Source organism: Pararhizobium sp. IMCC3301, assembly GCF_030758315.1.
Lineage (GTDB): Bacteria > Pseudomonadota > Alphaproteobacteria > Rhizobiales.
The window spans coordinates 3,654,990-3,675,587 of sequence record NZ_CP132336.1 but is presented as its reverse complement, the minus strand read 5'-3'; the positions used below and the strand labels follow the sequence as shown (position 1 = coordinate 3,675,587).

Below are 20,598 nucleotides of genomic sequence, written 5' to 3'. Positions count from 1 at the left end.
TGGTTCGGCATGACATTTGCCTTTTTGCACAACACCACCCGTACGCCGAAACAGCAGACAGCACGCGGCGGCACCAAAGCGGGCGAAGGCATTTTTCTGCGGCCGCCGCAGATAACCGATTATGCAATGTGGTCGGAGATCCGTGCTACAAGCCGCGCTTTCCTGAAGCCCTGGGAGCCAAGCTGGGCGAGCGATGATCTGACGCGTAACGCCTTTCGGCGGCGAATTCGCAGATACCAGCAGGAAACACGCGAGGGCCAGGCGCACGCTTTGTTCATATTCCGCAAACACGATGAGCAATTGGTCGGCGGTCTCAACCTGTCAAATATCCGGCGCGGCGTGACCCAGGCGGTGAATCTGGGTTACTGGATGGGCGAGTCGTTTGCCGGTCAGGGCTATATGTCGGCAGCCGTCAGATCGACGCTGCCATTTGCATTCAATTCGCTCGGGCTGCACCGTGTCGAAGCTGCCTGTATTCCGGACAATCTACGTTCGATAAATCTGCTGCAGCGGCTCGGCTTTCAGCGTGAAGGCTATGCCAGAGAATATCTGTGTATCGACGGACGCTGGCGGGATCACGTCCTGTTCGCGATTTTGAAAAAAGACCTCAACAAAGACACCTGAGAAATGAGCAGAGTGGTTTTAAACACGGCATCTATCAATTAATTAAAAATGGGCCACATTTGGCTTCTATAGGCTTTGACGCCTTGTGTCCGGGGTCGGAACTCAATACTAAGATGGCACTCAAGCCTGACGGGTCACACCATGGGCCAGACGCTGATTTCGGCATCTTCCAAAGCTTGAATGATTTGTCTAAGTGCTTAACTGCTTTGGAGATACAATAGTTGCGTTGCCTGCGTTCTTTCCGTGACATTCTTGTGGTCCTGGTTGCTGCCTGGCTGAGCATGTCTGCCATGATGTTGATTTCAACACCGGCATCTGCAGTCGAGGCGGTCAGTGTGCCACTTGACGGCCGCACCTTGAATTTGCGTCCGGCAGTTGAATTCTACAGGGATTCCGGTGCCCGCCTGCAGGTCTCCACGGCGCCGGGCCCGGACGGCATCATCCGCCGCATCGAAGTTCAGTCCCGCGATCCGAACATTGCTTCAAACTGGGCAGTGTTTGCGCTTGCCAATACGGGAAATCAGCAGATTGACCGACTGTTGGTCGCGCCGCATTACTGGCTCCCCGGCTCAGGCCTGTTTGTGCCCGATCTTGGCACAATCCGCATCAGGAATATTACGCCGAGCGAAGGTTTTGCCCCGGAGCGGGTGTCCAGTAAAGAGTCGGATGTCTTTCTGATCACGCTCGACCCGGGTGCCGTTGTCACCTTCATCGTCGAAATGCAGGAGGAACGGCTGCCCAAGCTGGAGCTTTGGGAAGCGGATACCTATCGCGACAGCGTGAATAATTACACACTCTATCAAGGATTGGTGATTGGTATTGCCGGTCTTCTGGCTGTGTTTCTGACGATTATTTTCGTGGTCAAGGGTACCGCCATGTTCCCGGCCGCTGCGGGCCTGGCATGGGGCGTTCTGATTTACGTCTGTATCGATTTTGGATTCTGGAATAATTTCTTTGATCTGACGACCGAGCAAACCCAGATCCATCGTGCCGCTGCAGAGATATTCCTTGCCGCAAGTCTTGTGGTCTTCATCTACACCTATCTGAATCTGGATCGCTGGAACACGACCTACCGGATTGCTGTCATGGGCGTGCTGTTCATCATGGCGATGATCGTCGCCATTGCCATGATCGAGCCAGGCCTTGGCGCCGGCATTGCGCGGATTGCTTTTGGACTTACCGTTATCGGCGGCATGGTTCTGATCATCTGGATGAGCTGGATGGGCTACGACCGTGCCGTGATGATTATTCCGACCTGGATATTGCTGGTGTTCTGGCTGCTGGCGGCGATGTCCAGCGTAATCGGCGTTTTAAATAATGACACAGTGCAACCCGCCCTGGCCGGGGGCATGGTGCTGATTGTTCTGCTGATTGGCTTTACGTTGATGCAACATGCGTTCTCCGGCGGGACCGTGATTACCGGAGATCTTGGCGATCAGCAGCGCCGCGCCCTGGCGCTGACCGGTTCCGGTGACATGATCTGGGACTGGGACGTGATGCGGGACCGCATGGTGGTCAGCCCCGAAGTTGAACAGAAGCTCGGTTTGCGTCGCGGCACTCTGGAAAGCCATGCCCGCGACTGGCTGGAATTCATCCATCCCTCGGATCGCGATCGTTTCCGGCTGATGCTCGATACCGTGCTTGTACAACGCCGGGGCCGCATCGTTCAGGAGTTCCGCCTGCGGTCAAAGAATGATGATTTTCACTGGTTTTCGCTACGCGCCAGACCGGTCATCGGCTCTGATGGCGAAGTCGTGAGATGTGTCGGCACTCTGACGGATATTACCGAGCAGAAAAATGCACAAGAGCGGCTCATGCACGATGCAGTGCACGATAATCTGACCGCCCTGCCCAACCGCGAATTGTTCATTGACCGCCTGCAGACTGCCCTCACCCGCTCCGAGGTCGATGATGCGGGCTATCCCTCAATTATCCTTATCGATATCGACCAGTTCAGCGACATCAATGATAAATTCGGCCTCGCCATCGGGGATTCCGTGCTGCTGGCCGTATCAAGACGGCTGGCCCGCATGACGCGGCCGCAGGACACCATCGCCAGAATTGGTGGCGACCAGTTCGCGATGATGCTGATCTCGGAAGAGGATACGGAAAAAGTCGAGAACATCGCCAGAGCCATTCTGCGGATGATGAAATCGGCAATCTCGATCGGCTCCGAGGAAGTTTTCCTGTCAGGCTCCATCGGAATCGCGCATTTTGAAGAAGAGCAGATTGACGCCCAGGATTTGCTGCGTCAGGCCGAAACAGCGCTGTATGATGCCAAACGCAAAGGCGGCAATGAAATCAGCGTATTTGCCGAAGTCAGCGGCGAAGCCGTGTCCGGCAGGCTGGAAGTGGCCAGCCGTCTGCGTCAGGCGCTGGCACGCGACGAACTGGTTATGTACTACCAGCCGGTAATCCGGCTGGAGGACCGCTCGATTGCCGGATTTGAAGCTTTGATGCGGTGGGAACATCCGGAGCTTGGGACGCTGGCTCCTGCCGAGTTCATACCGATCGCCGAGGAAAGCAATCTGATTGCCGATATCGGACTGTTCGCTCTGGAAGAGGCAACTCAGCAACTGGCCGAATGGCAGCAATCTCCGCGCATTCGCACGCCCTTGTTCATGAACGTCAATGTGTCCAGCCGGCAGATTTTCCGCCAGGATCTGATCAATGATGTCAAATCGGTGTTCCTGCGCTCCCCGGTTTTGCCGGGCAGCCTGAAGCTGGAAATCACTGAATCTCTGGTCATGCAGAATCCGGAATATGCCGCACAGGTTCTGGAACGTCTGCGCGATCTGGGAACCGGTCTGGCGCTTGACGATTTCGGCACCGGATATTCATCCCTGTCCTATCTGCAGCGGTTTCCGTTCGATACATTGAAAATCGACAAATCCTTTGTTCGCCAGACTGGCCACGAAAGCCAGTTGGTGATCCTTCGCTCGATCATTGCTCTGGCCCACGATCTGGATATGGATGTGATCGCGGAAGGGGCGGAAAACGAAAGCGACGTGGTGGAACTCACTGATCAGGAATGCGAATTCGCCCAGGGTTTCCTGTTTGGTCAGCCGATGAAAGCCAGTGAAGCCGAGGAAATGCTGTTTCGCAGCACATCCTACGCAAAGAGCTGACCCGACTACGGGTTGGTAAACGGGCTCTGGTCGCCTTCCTGCTTGCAGTGCTGGCCCTCAGGCCCGGCCGCTGGTGCTGACCAGACCCGCCAGATTAATGCCTAACCGGGCAAGAGCGGCTGCATACATCTGATCCGGAACGGTCTGCAAAACCAATTTTGCGTCAGCCTTGCACACCAGCCAGGCATTCTCACGAATTTCATCTTCCAACTGGCCGGAGCCCCAACCGGCATAACCCAGCGCAATACGGGCCGCAGGCGGGCCTTTGCCCCGGGCCAGCCCCTCTATGGCTTCCATGGTTGCGCACAGTGCCAGATCATCGGTGATCTGGAGAGATCGGGCATGATCGCCCGATACCTGGTGCAGCACAAAACCGCGCCCGATCTCGACAGGGCCACCAGCCAGAACCTGGATATTGGAGGACTTCGCACCGCCATCTCCGGCAATGTGGCCGGCATCTTGTCCGGGCGAGCTGTCCGGCACGGGCAGCTTCAGCTTTGCACAAAGAGAACGAAAACCGATGCTGTTGTGAGGCCGGTTGACCACAAGCCCCATGGCACCTTCCTCGTCATGGGTGCACAGGAAGATGATTGTGCGGTGGAAGCGGGGATCTGTCATGGCCGGCATGGAAATAAGACAGGAGCCGGTCAACCAGCCGCCATCAGCATGCCCGCTGACAGGATTTGTTTTTGAATCCGGTGGTCTGGACACACTCAATTTTCCCGTATTTTCGGCGGTAACCGTGCAAATTTGCCTGCACTATGACATAGTTCAGCTTATCATAGCCATGCCATCCACTGCCTGTGTATCACGCAGATATGATCGCAACGGGCCAATGCAGTCTTTTCCGGGGCACCGGATGAAGGTAAGAACGGGCATGATACATAGATTTTTTCGATTTGCTGTGCTGTTTGCAGGATTCCTGTTGACCAGCTTCGTTGCGGCCCTGCCATCCCAGGCGCTGGAGGGCGCGTGGCAGGACTTGCCAAATGCCCGGGCGCGCCTGTTGGCCATCGGCGATCCAATGAGCGGCCGTCTGCTGGCAGGACTGGAAATCGAGCTGGACAAGAACTGGAAAACCTATTGGCGTTCGCCAGGAGATTCCGGCATTCCTCCGACATTTGACTGGTCTGGTGCCAGCAATATTGCGCAAACGCGGGCACAATTTCCCGCTCCCGTGCGGTTTACCGATGAATATGGCGAATCCGTTGGCTACAAAAAACACGTGGTTTTTCCGATTGAAATCGATCTGCAGCGTCCAGGTGTTCCAACCAATCTGGAATTGAATGTGATTTTGGGCATTTGCCGGGAGGTCTGCATCCCGGTTTCGGAGCGCTTTTCCCTGAAAATACCACCGGTTTTTGTGGCAACGAACAGTGCGAAAGAAATTCTCAACTCCGCAACCGCATCCGTACCAATTGTCGCATCGGTCACCGAACGCCCGCAGGTGTCTATCGTTGAACGCGCAGGGACGACTGCCTTGCTGACGATCCGGGTTCCGGCAGATCTGCAAATCCAGGATGTCTTTGTGGAAGGTCCGCAAACCTGGTTTCTGGGCCTGCCACAAAAACTGCAATCCTCTGGCGGCACAAACGGCAGCGAGTGGGCGCTGGCGCTGGATGGCGTGCCTCTTGGGGAAAGCCCATGGGGAGCCGCAATGCGACTGACGATGGTCGGGCCGGACCAATCCTTCGAACAGGACTTTACGCTCAGCAAGCCCTAGATGGTTTCGAGATCAATGCCTGCGACAATCCATCACATTTTCGAATGATTTCACCGTGTTGGCGCCTCCGAATCGTGAGGTTATGCCTGCCTTTCCGGTTGCATTAATCAGGATCTTAAAAAGGCTCGACAATCAAAAAATGTGCACTACATAGGATTGATATCATGACTGAATCCAGAAACATCGAAGAGATACGCATGACAATTGCCGTTGGCGAAACAATCCCATTTGCCCATTTTTTTATCAAAGCTGGCGGTAACATCGAAAGACTTTCCACCGACGATATTTTCGCCAATCGTAAAGTCGTGCTGTTTGCCTTGCCAGGTGCGTTTACACCAACATGCCATGCCGACCACTTGCCGGGTTATCTGGATCATCTGGAAACCATCAAGGCCAAAGGTGTGGACGAGGTTGCGGTTGTTTCAGTCAATGATCCGCATGTGATGGAGGCCTGGGCCAACAGCACCGGCGGCAAAGGAAAAATCCTGTTTTTGTCCGACGGAAACGCTGATTTCACCCGCGCTGTCGGGATGGACACGGATTCCTCCATTGTCGGCATGGGTGTTCGCTCGAAACGCTATTCAATGATTGTGGAAAATGGCGTTGTCACCAGTTTCAACCTGGAAGAGATGCGCGGACAAGCTATCATATCCGGTGCCGCTGCGATTATGGAACAACTCTGACGGAGCGTTCTTTCGCTAGATCGCTAGAGCGTCTGTATTCGCGTCGTGCATAGGCGATAAAAACACCGGCCAGTGTCAACGCGAGCCCGTACCAGGTGACGACATAGCCAAAATGCCTGTTGGAAAAGACTATCCGGGTTTCGCCCGCCTGCGGCAGTCCTTCACCCTGGCTGGCCTCAAGATCGATGAAGAAGGGCGCGATAAACGGGGCATCCAGTGCGCTCTGTCGTGTCATCGCCAGCGGATCGCGGACAAACCACATGGTGCCGTCAAAACCGTCCTCATTGCCGGGGGTTGCGAAATTGACTTGCTCCGGCGCGCGCATCAGTCCGGTGAGGGTGATGGCTGCTTCGCTGGCTGAAAAATCCGTGCCGATAAGCGCATTTGGCACAAACCCCCGGTTCACCCAGACAACGCTGCCACCTGTCACCTCGAATGGCGTCATGATCCAGTACCCCTGGCCACCATGGGGCCCGCCCTGAGGGGTGCTGATCACCATATAGGCCCGCTGCTGATATGACTGCAGATAGCGGCCTGTCAGTTGTACCCGGCGATACTGGTAGGCCTGCGGATCGAGCGCTTCCCATTCCACGGCGGGCGGCAGGTTATCAGGAGCCGCCTCAAGCCTTTGCGATACGCTGGCTATCAGTTTTTCTTTCCAGGCCATGCGCTGCAGCTGCCAGGTGCCAAGCGTCAGCAGAACCGCCAGAACTATGGCGGATAGCAGGGCTGGCCAGAAAAGACGCTGCCATAGAGTTCCCTGGAGCTTCGCGGGCTTCAAGCTGGCCTGGTTATCAGGCATCGCCATGCCCATCCTCGTCCTGTAAAGCGCCTTGCGCGGCCTTGCGATGATATTGCTGGGCTATCAGCAGACCCTTCAATGGTCGCAGAAAGATCAGGCAGAGAACCAGCGTCAGCGGCATCCAGATCAGCATGTTGAGCCAGATCGGCGGCGTGAAGATCACTTCCGTCATCAAGACGCCAACGACCGCCAGAAAGCCGACAATGAAAATCACAAAAACCGCAGGGCCATCGCCGCTGTCGATAAAGCTGAAATCCAGATCACAGCGCCGGCAGCGCTCGGCGGTCTGGAGAAACCCGTCAAACAAAGGGCCCTCCCCGCATCTTGGGCATTTGCCCTTCAATCCGGTCTGTCCCGCAGTCAGGACTGGATAGCGCAGCAAATCATCGGGATCGGTCAAAGCCAAAACTCATTTGATTGAAGACAAAAAGGCGCGCCCCGGAAACCGGGCGCGCCAATCCTGGACAAGTTTGCGAAATGCTATTGAGGCACCGCGCCGAGCGAACCCCAGACATATATCGACGCGAACAGGAACAGCCAGACCACATCCACGAAGTGCCAATACCAGGCCGCCGCTTCAAAGCCGAAATGCTGCTTTGGCGTGAAATCGCCTTTGACCGCCCGCACCAGACAGACGATCAGGAAGATCGTTCCGATCAGCACATGGAAGCCATGGAAACCGGTGGCCATATAGAACGTTGATCCATAAATGCTGCCGGAGAAACTGAAGGCGGCATGGATGTATTCATATGCTTGTATGGTTGAGAACAAGGCACCCAAAAGAACGGTCAGGACAAGGCCCCAGACCAAGCCACGCCGATCATTATGCAGCAGCGCATGATGCGCCCAGGTGACTGTCGTACCTGATGTGAGCAGGATCAATGTGTTGATCAGCGGCAAATGCCATGGATTCAGTACTTCCACACCGCTCGGAGGCCATTGACCGCCGGTGAATTCAACGCGCGCTACCTGTTGCGCTTCATTGACAAACAGACTGGCATCGAAGAAGGCCCAGAACCAGGCGACAAAGAACATCACTTCAGAGGCAATGAACAGGATCATGCCATAGCGCAGATGCATCTGCACCACCGGAGTGTGGTGGCCGACATGGGCCTCCTTGATGACATCGCTCCACCAGGCAATCATCGTGTAGATAACGCCGAAAAAGCCGGGCAACATCCACAGAGCCGATGCGCCGTCGAAATACGCCACCGCTCCGAATGCCAAAGCAAGAGCTGATACCGAGCCAACGAATGGCCACGGGCTTGGATCCACCAGATGGTAGTCATGATCGTTGGCATGTGTTTCAGCCATATTAGTCCCCGGTCTTTCTCGTCACTGTCATTTGCGCTTCAATAGCGCGATTTCACATTTGCTCATAGAGCTTTCTGGTGCAAATTCACTCTGGTCTAAAGCTTTTCCGGTGTTTTTTCAGACACCGGCTGTTTGACCTTCGCAACCGGCGCGGTTCCGCCGGCAGCCGGAAAAAACGTATAGGAGAGTGTGATAGTATTGACATGCTCCAGATCCTTGTCCTCGACCATCGCCGGATCGATGAAAAACACCACCGGCAATTCGACACTTTCACCGGCAGCAAGAGCCTGCTCGGTAAAACAGAAACACTCCAGCTTGTTGAAATAGGCTCCGGCTGACTGCGGCGTCACATTGAATGTGGACGTGCCGACACTTGGAGCGGCCCCGGTATTGGAAAACCGGTATGTCGCCTGCCCGGTTTCACCGATCTGCAAGACCATAGAGCGCTCGGTCGGTTTGAACGACCAGGCCAGCCCGCCAGCTACATTCGCGTCAAACCGAATGGTGATCTTGCGATCCAGAATTCTGTCAGCGCCGGTTTGCGCAATCTGCGTAGTGCCGCCATAACCGGTCACTTTACAAAACAAGTTATAAAGCGGCACTGCCGCATAGGACACACCAAGCATGCTTGCCAGAAACACCCCGCAGGCAGCTGCAGTCAGCCTGCGGCGTTTCAATGCCTGCTCGTTACCGGGTTTGATTTCCATCTGCTGGTATCCGTCCTAAAGCGGTTTATTCATCAGTTCCGGGCCGAATTTGTAGATCGTCATCAGATAGAATAATGCGACCAGAAAAATCAGCCCCAGTGCAATCGCGACCGATCGTCTGTTGCGTCTTTTCCGGTCTTCTGGAGACAGTTCCAGCCCGTCTTGTGGCCAGTCTTGTGGCCAGTCTTCTGGCCCGCCTTCTGAAATTTCCGGTTCGTTCATGGTCGTCCTCAAAAAACAAGCTGGACGATGGCTTCCAGCAGAAGCACACCGAACAGGGCGAACAGATAGATGATTGAATAGGCAAACAGGCGTTTGGCTGCGCGATTATTTTCGGCAGCTTCCGTGTCCCGGTAGACAACGACTGCACGCCAGATGAAGCCTATGCTCAGCAAAGCGGTGGTCAAGCCATAGACAAGGCCGCCAAAGCCCAGAACCCAGGGTGCCAGCGCAACGGGTGCCAGCAGAATCGAATAGATAAGAATCTGGCGGCGCGTATAGGCATCGCCCGAGACCACGGGCATCATTGGAATGCCAGCGCGCTCATAATCCTTGCTGGCAAACAGGGCCAGTGCCCAGAAATGCGGCGGCGTCCACATGAAGATGATGAGAAACAACACAAACGGCTCAATGCCGACCGAGCCGGTCATCGCAGCCCAGGCCACAACCGGCGGCAATGCGCCGGCAGCCCCGCCAATAACGATATTCTGTTGCGTGCGCCGTTTCAGCCAGATTGTATAGACAACGATGTAAAAGAAAATCGTGAAAGCCAGCAAAGCGGCAGCCAGCAGATTCGCAACAAGACCCAGAATCATGACGGACAGTGCGGCCATGAAAATGCCGAAGCCCAAAGCTTCATTACGCGAGACCCGGCCAGCCGGAATCGGTCTTTTTGCCGTGCGTTTCATGAGCCGGTCAAGATCCGCCTCATACCACATATTCAGGGCACCGGAGGCCCCGCCTCCAATGGCGATGCAGAGCAGCGCGATGGCACCGGTTACCGGCTCCAGCAACACCGTGTCCGAAGTCGCCGCCGCACTCACCATACCGACCAGCGCGGTGAAGACCACGAGCCGCATCACGCCGGGCTTCATCAGCGCAAAAAAATCCTTCGGCTCAGCCTGCGAAATCTGGTGATCCAGTGCCGGGCTGGCCAATGACTGCAACTCTGTTCTTGCTTCTATGTCTGCTGTCGACATATTCACCTGTGCTGCCTGTTGGGTCCTCTTAACAAGCTGCCAGCCTGTTCTTGCGAAAGGCCGGCAGCGCAGTTCGGGTCCGCATACTTGGGTTTGCCCGGCTGCCTATTTGATACGCGGCAGTTTCTCCCATTGATGGAACGGAGGCGGAGATGGCAATTGCCATTCCAGCGTTGTTGCGCCGACACCCCAGGGGTTCGCTCCGGCGACCCGTTTCTTCGAAAATGCTTCATAGACGCCGTAAATGAAAATCAATACCGCGAAAGCCGACAAGTAGGAACCGATCGAAGAAACGAAGTTCCAGCCGGCCATCGCATCGGGATAATCAACGTAACGGCGCGGCATGCCAGCCATGCCAAGGAAATGCTGCGGGAAGAAGATCAGGTTCACCGAAATGAAAGTGACATAGAAATGCAGCTTGCCAATGGTTTCATTATACATCAGGCCCGACATTTTCGGGAACCAGTAATACCATGCAGCGAAAATCGCAAACACCGCACCCAGCGACAGCACATAGTGGAAATGCGCGACCACAAAATAGGTGTCATGCAAGGACCGGTCGAGACCGGCATTGGCCAGTTGAACGCCGGTTACACCACCTACGGTGAACAGGAAGATGAAACCCATTGCCCACAACATCGGGGTGCGGAAATCAATCGAGCCGCCCCACATTGTGGCAATCCATGAGAAAATCTTGACCCCGGTCGGCACCGCGATAACCATAGTCGCGAACACAAAATAAGCCTGTGTATCGACATCCAGACCGACTGTGAACATGTGGTGAGCCCAGACGATGAAACCCACGACGCCAATTGCGACCATCGCATAGGCCATCCCGAGATACCCGAAAATCGGTTTCCTGGAAAAAGTCGATATTACGTGGCTGATGATACCAAAGCCCGGGAGAATGAGAATATACACCTCCGGATGACCGAAGAACCAGAACAGATGCTGGAACAGGATCGGATCGCCGCCGCCTTCAGGGGAAAAGAACGTGGTTCCGAAATTCCGGTCTGTCAGCAGCATGGTGATGGCTCCCGCCAGCACCGGCAGGGCCAGCAACAGCATGAACGCCGTAATCAGCACCGACCAGGCGAACAGTGGCATTTTGTGCAGGGTCATGCCCGGGGCACGCATATTGAAGATGGTGGTGATAAAATTGATGGCGCCGAGAATTGACGAAGCACCCGCCAGATGCAGCGACAGGATCACCAGATCCATCGCCGGTCCGGGCTGACCCGATGTCGACAGCGGCGGATAAATGGTCCAACCGCCACCCGCACCGTTTGCACCCGGAGGTCCTTCAACAAACATTGAAGTCATAAGCAGGATCAGCGCCGGCGGCAGAAGCCAGAACGAGATGTTGTTCATGCGCGGAAACGCCATATCCGGCGCGCCGATCATGATCGGCACAAACCAGTTGGCAAAGCCGCCAATGAGGGCTGGCATTACCATGAAGAAAATCATGATCAGGCCATGGCCGGTTGTGAACACATTGTAGACATGCGGATCGCTGAAAATCTGCATGCCCGGTTCCTGCAATTCCATGCGCATGGCAACGGACAGAGCGCCGCCCAGAATGCCCGAGAAAATCGCAAAGATCAGATACATCGTTCCGATATCTTTGTGGTTCGTCGAATAGACGTAGCGGCGCCAGCCTGTCGGGTGGCCGTGGGCGTCTGCATGTGCTGCCGTGCCTGCCATTTGTCCAAGTCTCCTATCTGCATCTGCCGGCCCCTGATGGAGGCCCCGGCTGGCCCTTTCGGGCTCTTACTCGTGTTTCGTCAAAGTCGCGCTCGCGCCGCGCAAATTCTAGCGTTGCGCCAGTTTTTTCTGTTCTTCGAGAAGCCCTGCCAGCATTTCGTTGGCACCTTCGACATCATCTGCAGCCATGGATGCCCATTGCTGGAACTGATCGTCACTGACAACACGGATCGCAATTGGCATGAAGGCGTGCATGACACCGCAAAGTTCGGAACACTGGCCGTAATAGATGCCTTCGCGCTCCGCCTTGAACCAGGTCTCATTCAAGCGGCCAGGCACCGCATCCATTTTCAGGCCCATGGACGGCATGGCGAAGGAATGCAACACGTCTGCAGCCGTAACCTGAACCCTTATGACCTTGCCGACGGGGACCACAATTTCATTGTCAACAGCCAGAAGGCGCGGATCGTCGGGACCACGCTCATCATCCTGCAGCATCAGGGAATCAAAGGCGATGTCATTGTTGTCAGGATATTCATAACCCCAATACCACTGATAGCCGGTCGCCTTGATGGTCATTTCCGCTTCCGGAATTTCCAGCTGGTTGTAGAGCAGACGGAAGGAGGGAACCGCCAGAATCACCAAAATCAGGACCGGCGCCACCGTCCAGACAATTTCAATCAACGTATTATGAGTGGTTTTAGAGGGTGTCGGGTTGGATTTGGAGTTAAACCGCACGGCACAAATTATCAGCAGGGCGAGAACCAGCAACACAATTGGAACGACAATCCACAATGTGAATGTGTTGAATGAGTTGATCTTTTCCATGACAGGTGAGGCAGCTTCCTGAAAGGCGATCTCCCAGGGCTTTGGTTGTGCAGCAAATGAGATTGTTGCGAACCCGAGCGACCCCGCCATACCAGCAAATAAGACCGTTGCATGCCGCTTTGCACATTTCAAAAGCGCGGACGCACTGCGCTTCAACTTCATCATAATGACAACCTTTTGCCCGTTTGCATTTTTGTGGCGCTGCCGCATTCGCGACTCCAATTCAACTCATTACCGCAGTGTCCGGCGATGATCCATCCTTGCAGCTGGAAAAAGCTGAAACCCCAATCCATTTTCCGCCCTCATATACGGGGCTTGCCATGCCGTGTCGAGAAGAACTTATGCCCAAAAGCGTGTTACTTTTCTCCGCCACATGATCAAACATTCATACAATATGAATATATAAAACACAGGCCCTGATCAAGCCTGGACCCGGTCCGACTCGTGCAATCTGGAGAATAGAGCAATCGACAAAATTGTATGTATGACAGATTATCGCCCAAATCCTCAGACATCTGATGCATCAGCCGATCTTGCCGGCAGCGGCTTCTGTTTGATTAAATTCGCGTAACAAACCGCATTTTCCGCCGGAATTCCGGACCTGACGAGACGGCAGCAACTGCGCATTGCTTGACAGCGTGTCACGCTCTGCTAGGGACGTTACAACTTTGGTTAAATGAGATGGGATCCCATGCAGGTTTCTTTCCGCCCTTTGTCATCTTTGCGAATTCTAGCCCCTCTTGTTCTGGCCGGTTTTCTTCTGGCCACCTTTGCGGCCAGCGCACAGCAGGCCCAGACCCCGTATGATGACTGGACAATGCGGTGTGAAACGCCGCCGGGAGCCCAGGGCCAGCAATGTGCACTGATGCAATATGTTGCTGCTGAAGACCGGCCCAATGTCGGCCTCAGCGTGATCGTCCTGAAAACCGCCGACGGAAAGGCCAAACTGTTGCGTGTCATTACACCTCTGGGCGTTTTGCTGCCATCGGGCCTGGGTTTGAAAATCGACAGTGAAGATGTCGGCCGGGCCGGTTTTGTGCGCTGTGTCTCTGAAGGCTGTCTGGCGGAGGTGATTATGGAAGATGCTCTGCTGGACAAGTTGCGGCGCGGAGAACAGGCTACCTTTATTGTCTTCGAGACGCCCGAAGCAGGCATCGGTATTCCGATATCCCTGTCCGGTTTCAGCGCCGGCTATGACGCCCTGCCGTAATGAGTTTGCCGCAATCCGCCAGTTACTTTGAAGGCCTTGAACTGGAGTCCCCGGTCACAAGGCGCCACATCAGTGATGCGCTAACCGGGTCGGATGATGGCGAATTATTCGCCGAATACCGCCAGCAGGAAAGCCTGAGTTTCGACAATGGCCGGCTGAAAAGCGCAACATTCGATGTGGATCAGGGCTTTGGATTGCGCAGCGTCTGCGGTGAAGCAGTCGGCTATGCTCATTCCAGTGAATTGTCCGATGTGGCGCTGGCCCGTGCGGTGGAGGCGGTAAGTGCTGTCGGCAAGGGCTATTCAGGACACTATGCCGATGCGCCGATGCGCACCAACAGAAAACTTTATGGCGAAGACAACCCGCTGAGCACACCACAATACAGCGAGAAGATTGCCCTGCTGGAAACTGTCGATGCCTATGCGCGCGATAGCGGCAGCGATATTGCCCAGGTCTCTACAGGCCTTGCCGCCAGCTGGCAGATCGTAAAAATACTGCGCGCCGATGGACACCTGGTGGAAGATATCCGGCCGATGCTGCGTTTCAATGTCTCGGTGATTGCCCGGGACGGTGCACGGCAGGAGACAGGCTCCTTCGGATTTGGCGGGCGCGACGGGTTCGACGCTTTCATCAATGAAGAAGCCTGGAAAGCCGGCGTTGACGATGCCGTACGCCAGGCCCGTGTCAATCTGACTGCAGAGGCAGCGCCCGCAGGGGAAATGAATGTTGTGCTGGGACCGGGCTGGCCCGGCATTTTGCTGCATGAAGCTGTCGGCCATGGCCTGGAAGGTGATTTCAACCGCAAGGGCACCTCAGCCTTTGCCACGCTGATGGGTGAGCAGGTTGCCTCCAAGGGCGTTACCATAGTCGATGATGGCACCCTTGCTGCACGGCGGGGCTCGCTGAGCGTCGATGATGAGGGCACTCCGACATCCAGGACGGTTCTGATTGAGGATGGCAAGCTGGTTGGCTATATGCAAGACCGCCAGAATGCGCGTCTTTCGGGCGTGGTTCCAACCGGGAACGGACGCCGTCAATCCTACGCCCATGCGCCGATGCCGCGCATGACCAATACCTGTATGCTGGGCGGCCAGGACGCGCCGGAAGAGATTATCGCCTCCCTGAAAGACGGGCTTTATGCGGTTTCATTCGGCGGCGGCCAGGTCGATATCACATCGGGTAAATTCGTGTTTTCCTGCACCGAAGCCTACCGGGTCAAAAACGGCAAAATCGGCGCGCCGGTGAAGGGTGCCATGCTGATCGGCAACGGACCGGATGCCATGCGGCGGGTCTCGATGATCGGCAATGACATGCAGCTTGACCGCGGCGTCGGCACCTGCGGAAAAGCCGGGCAGTGGGTTCCCGTTGGCGTTGGTCAGCCAACGTTGCGGATAGACGCAATTACTGTCGGCGGAACACAGACCGCAAAGCAGTAAAAAAGACCCGGCGCGAGCGGTTTATATCCAACGCCTGATATATAGTCCCAATGGTAGTCCCAATGGCGAGGAGAGCCGTTGTGGACCCGCCTCACAAAAAGGCGGATCAGCCCGCTGTCTGGCTCATGCGCCGCGCACCAGCACACCCACCAGCAGCACCACATAGGCGACGAGCAGAATTTCGAACACGTTGCCCGAAACCACAGGTATCGCGATTCCCAGATAGCGCGCGACCACCACCAGAGCAAACAGGACAACGGAAATTATGAATACAGGAAAGGAAGGACTGGTCAGTCTCATGATTTACAACTCCAAACGATTTCGCCGGAGTATGCCAGTAGATTGCTGATTCTGTAAGCGCCCAAACAACGTATTTTTCAAGCCGACCGATTTCGTGATCCGGACCAGCCATGGGACAGTGAGGACGGGGTTTGAAGGGCGGTGAACATTATGGCCTGTCGGGTCTGATTTTGAACAAGCCGCCATTTTTTTCATCTGTCAGGAACCAGATGTTGCCGTCTGCATCCACATCGATGTCGCGGATACGGCCCCAGCGCGACATGTCCCATTGTTCTTCGTTTATGACTTTCGCCACCGGTCCGCTGAGATCGATTTCAAGACGGGCAATCAGCTTGTCTTTCAGAGCGCCGACAAAGGCATTGCTGTTCCAGCTGTCAATGCCGGTCTGCCCGTAAAAGGCGAGACCGGAAGGCGCAATTGACGGGTCCCAATAATATACCGGCTGCTCAAAGCCCTCAGCGCTGGTTCCCTGGCCTATCCTGAGACCGGAATAATGCCGCCCATACGAGATTTCCGGCCATCCGTAGTTTTTTCCCGCTTCCGGCCGGTTCAGTTCATCTCCGCCGCGGGCGCCATGTTCAACGCTCCAGTACCGACCGGTTTGTGGATCAATGGCGGCACCTTGCGGATTGCGGTGGCCGATTGACCACAGCTCAGGCAGGGCATCGGGATCGTCCAGGAAAGGATTGTCCTTGGGAATCGAGCCGTCCGGCCATATCCGCACAACCGAGCCGGCATGGTCGCGCTTGTCCTGCGCCCGGTCATCTTCGCCGCGATCACCAATGGTGACGAACAGAGTACCATCGGGTGCGAATGTCAGGCGGGAGCCGAATTGGCGGTTGTTTGTTGTCTTGATGTTCTCGCGGAAAATCACTTCCTGCCGGTCAAGCTGACCTGTCAGGCCATTTTGAGTGAGACGGGCACGCATCACCGCCGTTCCGGCGCCTGCGTCGCCAGGCTCGGCGAAAGACAGATAAATCAGGCGATTGTCGGAAAAATCCGGATCAAGCGCGACATCCAGCAGCCCCCCCTGCCCGACATTATAAACTTCCGGCACGCCGTCGATGGGCGGCCCCAATTCTGCATTGCGCGCCAGTCTCAGCCGTCCGGCACGTTCTGTCACCAGAATTGTTCCATCCGGCAGGAAGCTCATGCCCCACGGATGTTCCAGACCAAGCACAACGGGAACCACTTCAACTGTGGCAGCTTTTGTGGCAAAGGACCCTGTCCAGCGCTCCAGAACCTGCTTGTCGAAAAATGTTGTGGAGGCAGCCTCCACCGGGCGCGAAATATGCAGGGTACCTGCCAGAACAAACAGGCCGAGGAAACCTCGTGTTATTCGCATTTTAAAACCATTGCAGCGCTCGCCTTAACTCAGTCAGTCAGAAATGACATGGGGCGCCACTATCGGGTCGACAAGGGAAGAATATCTTCCCTGACGAGGCCATAGAGGGTTTGCGCCTCAGCGGGCGGGGCGCAAACCTTTGTTAAATGATCTATTCGGGGGTTAAATGATCTATTCGGGGAATTTTGATCGCACTCTTTCCCGCGCCCGCTGGCGTTCCGGAATCTGCTCCCGATAGGTCTGGCGCAAAAGCAGGGCCACGGCAATGGCCATAAAACCCAGGACAAGTGTCAGCAGAACAGACAGGACACCTGCCTCGGTCAGACCCATTACGGACCCCATGGCAACTAAGTGAGACGGCATGACATGACCTTTCAATGGTGGTGAGACCTGTCATGATGATGAAACGCAAAACCGGCCGGACAACGGAAAAATTGCGGCAACCGCGTGATTTTTCGTTAATTTTTAGTCAATTACACGACAAGTTGACATGAGTGGACCCGGCACGAGTAGGTCCGGTACGAGCGGACAAAGGCCTCACCGGGACCAAGGGTCTAGAATGGCAGCGTTGCGGAAAAGCTCAGTCGCCTTCCGCCATCCGGATGAAACAGCGACAGGCTCTCGGCATGAAGCTGCAGGCGCGGCGCGCGAGAGACGATTTCCGCCGGAGCATAAAAAGAATCCCCGAGGATCGGATGTCCGATGGCGAGGCAGTGAACCCGGAGCTGATGAGTGCGGCCGGTTTTGGGATAAAGTGCAATGCGGGATGCATCGTGCTCGCGTGCCAGCACGGAAAAGCTGGTCTGCGCCGCCTTGCCGGTGGTCCAGTCGACTTTCTGCAGCGGCCGGTTCGGCCAGTCGCAGATGAGCGGCAGATTGATCTGGCCGGATGCGGTCAACACGGCTCCCGCGACGCGCGCGACATAACGCTTTTCAATATGACGCCGTTCAAATTGCAGGCCGAGATGTCTCTGTGCGGCAGTATTCATGGCAAACACCATCACGCCGGAGGTGTCGAGGTCGAGCCGGTGAACCAGCAATGCCTGCGGAAATTCGGCTTTCACCCGGGCCTCCAGGCAATCGGCGTGATGGCTGGATTTGCCGGGCACACTCAACAGTCCGGACGGCTTGTCCACCAGCAGCACATGCTGATCGCGATGCAGGACCTGCAAGCCGATGTCCGGCGGCGGCGAATAGTTGAATTGCGGAAGCATGGACGCGTTTGTTTCTGCTGAAAGCCAAGACTTCCTGATAGACGCCTTTGCAAAGCCCGGCAAGCGCTGCCAAACCCGTGGAAATGGCGCGTGGAAATGGCGCGTGGAGATAAATCCTTCCACGCGTCGAATTCCACCCTATATGGGAACAGGTCTGCAGAACTGGGCAGCACAGCGTGTGAAAGGAAGCGGTATGGCGGACAAATTGGACGAAGCAGCGCGCAACGCGGCACTGAGCGAATTGTCCGGCTGGGACCATGACGCAGCGCGCGACGCCATTGGCAAAAAGTTTACCTTCAAGGATTTTGTCCAGGCATTCGGCTTCATGAGCCAGACAGCTCTGATAGCTGAAAAAATGAACCATCATCCGGAATGGTCGAACGTTTACAAGACCGTCACTGTTACTTTGACGACACATGATTGCGACGGGCTGAGCGCGCTGGACATCAAAATGGCCAAAGCCATGGATAAACTGGCGCAGATTTATAAATCAGCTTCCTGAAGCCGCCCAAACAGGAAGCCGCAAAACAGGGGACGATTATGCCGGCAGACAGCCAGAGCAGCAAACCAAAACCGGCTCTTGATGGAGAGATCATTCTGCCGGAAAAGGTCCGTGAGCATGTCAAAGGTGGTTTCGACAGCCAGCAGAACAGCGTGCAGAAGCGCTTCTGGCCAACTGTTCGCAAGGCGCTGCGTCACATCCCTTTCATGGAAGATGTGATCGCTGCCTATTACTGCGCGATGGACCCGCAAACTCCGTTCAGGGCCCGTGCGGCGCTGATTGGTGCCCTGGCCTATTTTGTCATGCCGATTGACGCCATTCCCGACGTCCTGACAATCATCGGCTTTGCCGATGACGCCTCTGTGCTGCTCGCGGTTCTGGCCTTGGTCGGACCGCACATCAAATCTGTCCATCGCGACAAGGCCCGGGACGCTCTGCAGGAAAAATTGGATACTTAAAGGTCAATGCCGGTAACAGCTTCCAGGCAACGTCGCAGACGCGAAAACGCTAACCGGATCCGGGATTTGACAGTGCCAAGGGGCAGTTCGGTCCGCTCGGCAATCTGGCTGTGACTGAGACCATTGAAAAACGACAGGCGCACCAGCGACAACTGTTCCTCCGGCAGTTTGGCCAGGCAGGCACGCACACGGGTGTCACGCAATTCGGCATCGATCTGTTCGCCCGCGCCGATTTCCTGTTGCGGCTGCAAATAGGGATCTTCCTGATCCAGCTCGCCGCGCTTATCGCGCCGCAACGCATCAATGTGGCGGTTTCTGGCGACCCGAAACAGCCATGTCGCCAAGGAGGATTTCGCCGGGTCGAACAGATGCGATTTCTGCCACAGCGTAATCATGACCTCCTGAACCAGTTCTTCCGCCTGCCCGCCATGAGCGCCGAGCCGCAGCAGATAGGCTTTCAGACGCGGGGCAAAATAGTCGAACAGGTCTTCAAAAGCGGATTTGTCATGATCATGTCTGACCCGCGCCACAAGCGCGGAGAAAAGCTTCGCCTTTGTGGCGGAATCCGAAGGTTTCGAGATATTTATTGAGCCGCCCCCCGGTGGATCATCTGGCAGATTATCGCGCTTCATGTCAGCTGTGCCGGAACTCGCTGCTCACCCGAATATAGAAGCACGCTGGAAGAAATGGAAGATGATGCATCTTGGTCAACAGCTGATCCGTGTCCGTCATAACCGACATGCCGGCCCATCGCTACTTTATTGCTCTTAAAATTATCGTCGACCTCTGCAGATAGCGTGCGCACATGCCTGATGCAACTGCGGAATACGCTTTGTTGACTAACCTAAAAAACATGCGATTTTCTTTCTGCTATTGCAAGCAAGGCAAATACTGTCAAATTTTATTCAAAGCAAAAACCGGCTGCCTTGAATCGCAGTATCGTAATTATTTTTGGTGATGCAAATAAGGCAGACACTGCCGTTCCGTCGATTGGCAGGCCATGAACCTTTGCCTGCATCCGAGCAAAGAGGGATGATTTTCTGATCGAATTGTCGACCCGGGTTTGCATCTTACACATAATCTCGTCACAAATTGCGGTTTATGAAAAGGCAGCCTTGCTCTGCAGCTCATTTAACGCTGAAAAATGTAACTGAGTTGACTGTTTGGTGTGAAATTTATGGTTTGGTAAGGATAATCCGTCCAATCTGTCTTTGAAACGCTGGGAAATGCTGGTGGATTTGCGGGATGCGTTGCACTTTCAATTGCAATCAGATCGCGATAAAAGAGCAGACACCAGAGAATCAGGCCCGTTACGGATCAGTTTCCGGTAGGGTCTGGCAAACGAGCAGAAACAGAACAGTGGAACAGAGCAAGCCGCGAACACACGTAACTTCGTCCCTTACAGGACAGACGAAACTTAA

At 55.3% G+C, this 20,598-nt stretch carries 22 protein-coding genes; 8 read left to right on the top strand and 14 right to left on the bottom strand.

The window, feature by feature from the left end; all coding sequences use genetic code 11:
* Positions 1 to 9: 9 nt before the first annotated feature.
* On the top strand, positions 10 to 624 hold the full coding sequence (locus tag RAL88_RS17715) for a GNAT family N-acetyltransferase (RefSeq protein ID WP_306265267.1): 615 nt from the start codon (positions 10 to 12) through the stop codon (positions 622 to 624).
* A 281-nt stretch (positions 625 to 905) separates the two neighbouring features.
* Complete coding sequence (locus RAL88_RS17710) at positions 906 to 3,752, top strand: EAL domain-containing protein (protein ID WP_371932191.1); 2,847 nt, start codon at positions 906 to 908, stop codon at positions 3,750 to 3,752.
* Positions 3,753 to 3,809: 57 nt separating this feature from the next.
* On the opposite strand, the gene RAL88_RS17705 is transcribed toward RAL88_RS17710, so the two are convergent.
* A complete protein-coding gene (locus tag RAL88_RS17705; RefSeq protein ID WP_306265265.1) occupies positions 3,810 to 4,463 on the bottom strand; it encodes a YqgE/AlgH family protein in 654 nt (217 codons plus the stop codon).
* A gap of 166 nt (positions 4,464 to 4,629) precedes the next feature.
* Between RAL88_RS17705 and RAL88_RS17700 the strand changes: the two genes are divergently transcribed.
* Positions 4,630 to 5,475 (top strand): protein-disulfide reductase DsbD domain-containing protein, encoded by an 846-nt coding sequence (locus RAL88_RS17700; protein WP_306265264.1) that lies wholly within the window; start codon positions 4,630 to 4,632, stop codon positions 5,473 to 5,475.
* A 197-nt stretch (positions 5,476 to 5,672) separates the two neighbouring features.
* Positions 5,673 to 6,158: a peroxiredoxin gene (locus RAL88_RS17695; protein WP_306269742.1), complete on the top strand. Its 486-nt coding sequence runs from the start codon at positions 5,673 to 5,675 to the stop codon at positions 6,156 to 6,158.
* Here RAL88_RS17695 and RAL88_RS17690 read toward each other — a convergent pair.
* From RAL88_RS17690 to coxB, 8 genes are all read right to left on the bottom strand, one after another.
* Entirely contained in the window at positions 6,142 to 6,966 is an 825-nt protein-coding gene (locus RAL88_RS17690) for an SURF1 family protein (protein WP_306265263.1), read from the bottom strand. The genes RAL88_RS17695 and RAL88_RS17690 overlap by 17 nt on opposite strands.
* A complete protein-coding gene (locus RAL88_RS17685) occupies positions 6,953 to 7,360 on the bottom strand; it encodes a DUF983 domain-containing protein (protein ID WP_306265262.1) in 408 nt (135 codons plus the stop codon). The genes RAL88_RS17690 and RAL88_RS17685 overlap by 14 nt, the downstream gene beginning before the upstream one ends.
* Positions 7,361 to 7,440: 80 nt before the next feature.
* The gene (locus tag RAL88_RS17680) at positions 7,441 to 8,274 is read right to left on the bottom strand and encodes a cytochrome c oxidase subunit 3 (protein ID WP_306265261.1); all 834 of its coding nucleotides are present in this window, start codon (positions 8,272 to 8,274) and stop codon (positions 7,441 to 7,443) included.
* 95 nt (positions 8,275 to 8,369) lie between these two features.
* Entirely contained in the window at positions 8,370 to 8,981 is a 612-nt protein-coding gene (locus RAL88_RS17675) for a cytochrome c oxidase assembly protein (protein ID WP_306265260.1), read from the bottom strand.
* Positions 8,982 to 8,996: 15 nt separating this feature from the next.
* Complete coding sequence (locus RAL88_RS17670; protein ID WP_306265258.1) at positions 8,997 to 9,203, bottom strand: hypothetical protein; 207 nt, start codon at positions 9,201 to 9,203, stop codon at positions 8,997 to 8,999.
* Between the two features lie 8 nt (positions 9,204 to 9,211).
* A complete protein-coding gene (locus RAL88_RS17665) occupies positions 9,212 to 10,180 on the bottom strand; it encodes a heme o synthase (RefSeq protein WP_306269740.1) in 969 nt (322 codons plus the stop codon).
* 105 nt (positions 10,181 to 10,285) lie between these two features.
* A complete protein-coding gene (gene ctaD, locus RAL88_RS17660; protein ID WP_306265257.1) occupies positions 10,286 to 11,884 on the bottom strand; it encodes a cytochrome c oxidase subunit I in 1,599 nt (532 codons plus the stop codon).
* 108 nt (positions 11,885 to 11,992) lie between these two features.
* The gene (gene coxB / locus RAL88_RS17655) at positions 11,993 to 12,874 is read right to left on the bottom strand and encodes a cytochrome c oxidase subunit II (protein ID WP_371932190.1); all 882 of its coding nucleotides are present in this window, start codon (positions 12,872 to 12,874) and stop codon (positions 11,993 to 11,995) included.
* Positions 12,875 to 13,403: 529 nt separating this feature from the next.
* Between coxB and RAL88_RS17650 the strand changes: the two genes are divergently transcribed.
* Together RAL88_RS17650 and tldD are read left to right on the top strand one after the other, a co-directional pair.
* A complete protein-coding gene (locus RAL88_RS17650) occupies positions 13,404 to 13,922 on the top strand; it encodes an invasion associated locus B family protein (protein WP_306265256.1) in 519 nt (172 codons plus the stop codon).
* Positions 13,922 to 15,358 carry a metalloprotease TldD gene (gene tldD / locus RAL88_RS17645; protein WP_306265255.1) on the top strand — a complete coding sequence of 479 codons (1,437 nt, stop codon included), beginning with the start codon at positions 13,922 to 13,924 and terminating at the stop codon, positions 15,356 to 15,358. Before RAL88_RS17650 ends, tldD begins: the two co-directional genes overlap by 1 nt.
* 123 nt (positions 15,359 to 15,481) lie before the next feature.
* Here tldD and RAL88_RS17640 read toward each other — a convergent pair whose 3' ends face one another.
* The 4 genes from RAL88_RS17640 to RAL88_RS17625 form a co-directional block, all read right to left on the bottom strand.
* Positions 15,482 to 15,658, bottom strand: a complete 177-nt coding sequence (locus RAL88_RS17640) for a hypothetical protein (protein ID WP_306265254.1) — start codon at positions 15,656 to 15,658, stop codon at positions 15,482 to 15,484.
* Positions 15,659 to 15,806: 148 nt separating this feature from the next.
* On the bottom strand, positions 15,807 to 17,003 hold the full coding sequence (locus tag RAL88_RS17635) for a PQQ-dependent sugar dehydrogenase (protein WP_306265252.1): 1,197 nt from the start codon (positions 17,001 to 17,003) through the stop codon (positions 15,807 to 15,809).
* Positions 17,004 to 17,174: 171 nt separating this feature from the next.
* Positions 17,175 to 17,366, bottom strand: coding sequence for a hypothetical protein (locus RAL88_RS17630; protein WP_306265251.1), 192 nt, complete (start codon positions 17,364 to 17,366; stop codon positions 17,175 to 17,177).
* Positions 17,367 to 17,557: 191 nt separating this feature from the next.
* The gene (locus RAL88_RS17625; protein ID WP_306265249.1) at positions 17,558 to 18,217 is read right to left on the bottom strand and encodes a pseudouridine synthase; all 660 of its coding nucleotides are present in this window, start codon (positions 18,215 to 18,217) and stop codon (positions 17,558 to 17,560) included.
* A 193-nt stretch (positions 18,218 to 18,410) separates the two neighbouring features.
* On the opposite strand from RAL88_RS17625, the gene RAL88_RS17620 reads away from it, so the two are divergent.
* Both RAL88_RS17620 and RAL88_RS17615 read left to right on the top strand, forming a co-directional pair.
* Entirely contained in the window at positions 18,411 to 18,719 is a 309-nt protein-coding gene (locus RAL88_RS17620) for a 4a-hydroxytetrahydrobiopterin dehydratase (RefSeq protein WP_306265247.1), read from the top strand.
* Positions 18,720 to 18,757: 38 nt separating this feature from the next.
* On the top strand, positions 18,758 to 19,177 hold the full coding sequence (locus RAL88_RS17615; protein WP_306265246.1) for a YkvA family protein: 420 nt from the start codon (positions 18,758 to 18,760) through the stop codon (positions 19,175 to 19,177).
* On the opposite strand, the gene RAL88_RS17610 is transcribed toward RAL88_RS17615, so the two are convergent.
* On the bottom strand, positions 19,174 to 19,809 hold the full coding sequence (locus tag RAL88_RS17610) for a sigma-70 family RNA polymerase sigma factor (RefSeq protein WP_306265244.1): 636 nt from the start codon (positions 19,807 to 19,809) through the stop codon (positions 19,174 to 19,176). The two genes, RAL88_RS17615 and RAL88_RS17610, sit on opposite strands and share 4 nt — an antisense overlap.
* Between the last annotated feature and the right edge of the window lie 789 nt (positions 19,810 to 20,598).